Raw genomic sequence first — 2217 nt, 5'->3', positions numbered from 1 at the left:
ATTGGTTGGCTGTCGTCCAGTCGCCGGTATCCCAGCCGCCTGACACACGACCGTCGACGGCTCGGCCGGAAACCGCGCGATCCGAAAGGAAGTCGTAGCCGGCATTGGCCAGCGTGAGGTTCAGATCGGGGTGGTTGGTCACCCCCGTATCCAAGCTGGCAATCACCACGCCGGTGCCATCCGCCAGGCTCCACGCCTTCTGAATATTCGCGCCACCCCAGTTGGCAACGAGCGAGTTGAGCTGCTTGTCGAAGAAGCCGGTGCCGTCTGCACCCAGGTAATCCCATTGGTAGACGGAGTAATGCGGATCATTGGGTGCCGTGAACGACACGGCGGCCTCTGGCCCGACAACGTCATCGACCGCATGCAGCATGTACTCCGGCTCGACGAACGCCACGGCCGGATCGGCGGCGATCTGCTCGATGATGGCCGATGCTTCAGCGTCCGATAGCGCACGCTTGGTGCGCACCAGGTCGGCGCCCGAAGCCAGCTTATGGCCATATTGCAGGGCAGGCGCCTTGCTCAGCGGTGTTCCGTGCGCCCTGATTCCGCTCGACATCGTGCGTCTGGCGCGAGTGATGGCGGCACTGACATTCTGTACCGCCGTGCTGGCATTGCTGCGTTCGGTGCTCCCATCCTTATAAGTGATGATGAAGCCGCGATAGGTTTTCCCTTGCTGCAATGAACTTAGATCGTAGGTGCCGACGGGAGAAGACTGCCTGGCATGAGCATCGTCATTCGCTTGGGCCGTCACTGCCATGATCAGCAGGACGGACGCCGCCAGCAGCTTCATTTGAAAGCCGTTCTTCATTTTTCATTCCTCCCAATGATGAATCCGAAATGGATATTCGAAGGCGTCTCTAGTTACTTCCATGTCCGGACCCGGCCGAGCATGCCCGCCACACGCATCGGCTACATCAAGATGTTGAACCTTCGGCGAAGCACCCTATGGATCGGTCCCGTCGCAAAACTTACGAAGTGCACGCCACGCCTGAAATTGAGAGGTGTGCCGCATTCGCCTCGTGCGAAGTTGCAGCCATGCCGCCCGGGCGGCAGTGACGATGGACACTAAGGCAGGCGCTCTGATGAGACGTCTAGAATGCTTTCCATCAAGAGATGGTGATGGGACATCACCTGCTCGCATTCGCTGCGCCCATTGCGCGCGCATCCGGACCACCCGACTCGTTATGGCCGCCACCGGGCATTTCAAAAATTGCCCGCTCAACCGTCTTACACAGAACGAACACCTTCCTCAGGCCCCTCTGAAGAAGTCGCTCGTCCGTTTTCCGACCTATTGGGAGCTGAATTTTTCTCGTTGCCATCACCGCCCCGACCATTCCCATGCGGTTTAAGTGGCTAGCAGGCCTTGGGACAAGGGCCAGGGTATTCCTGGCCCTTCTTTTCCGATGCCGCACCAGCGATCGCTGGCATGGACAGGTGTCTGGATACTTCCCGCTCACAAGAAGTCGAGCTCGCATGTTCGACCGCCACCGTTTTGCCTGCGGCACCATCGATCAGCTCGCCGATATCGTGCTCAGCGGCGATGAGTTCGCGCTCTTCCGCCCACATCAGAATGGCCGCACCATGAATCGCATGCGCTGCTGCATCCGTCATGGCGATACACCCCGCACGGCCGGCAGAAATTGCAGCATCGATCCGGCCTGCCCTTGCACAATGCAGCGCGTCTGGAATCAGCTTCAACATCGCGTGCAGCAGGTGATGGCTCACACGCCCCCTGCATTGATCTGAGTCGATCAGCACTTCTTTCAAAGATCGATACCAGACCTGACTAGTGCGGCGATGCCTTCGACAGCCCACTCCGCGTTGCATGCAGTGGCTGTTGCAACGAGGCCTTCAATTGACGCAGATCGCTTTGCCGTAATTCGTCCCGTAGCTCTCGTGGCGACCGTCCCAGGGTCTGGCGGAAGGCATCGGTCATATGACTGTGGCTGCTGAAGCCGACATCGCAAGCGAGCGTCGTCAGATCCTCCTCGCCCTCGCCCAGGCGGCCCAAGGCCGTGCCCAGCCGTTGCTGCAAACGAAACTGGCGCAACGATTGCCCGGTGCAGCGGCGAAAAATCCGGCATAGATGAAAGGGCGAGCAGCCAGCCAACCTGGCCAGTTCGTAGACGCTCAGGTTCTCGCCGGTATGCCCGATGATGGCCTCCTCGACCCGGGCCACCTGCCGTGCCATGCCGGCGCTGCGCACAGGCATGC

At 60.0% G+C, this 2217-nt stretch carries 2 protein-coding genes and 1 pseudogene; all 3 read right to left on the bottom strand.

What is annotated here, in order from left to right; genetic code table 11:
- Positions 1-811: pseudogene (locus OUZ52_RS22650) on the bottom strand (S8 family serine peptidase); the annotation flags it as partial.
- Between the two features lie 545 nt (positions 812-1356).
- Positions 1357-1770: a hypothetical protein gene (locus OUZ52_RS22645; RefSeq protein ID WP_266160869.1), complete on the bottom strand. Its 414-nt coding sequence runs from the start codon at positions 1768-1770 to the stop codon at positions 1357-1359.
- A gap of 19 nt (positions 1771-1789) precedes the next feature.
- The coding region (locus tag OUZ52_RS22640; protein ID WP_266160868.1) for a helix-turn-helix transcriptional regulator at positions 1790-2217 on the bottom strand (428 nt) is incomplete at its 5' end.

It is taken from the genome of Dyella silvatica (assembly GCF_026283955.1).
GTDB lineage: Bacteria > Pseudomonadota > Gammaproteobacteria > Xanthomonadales > Rhodanobacteraceae > Dyella_C > Dyella_C silvatica.
The sequence above is the reverse complement of the archived record's forward strand: the minus strand, read 5'-3'. Positions and strand labels throughout refer to the sequence as shown.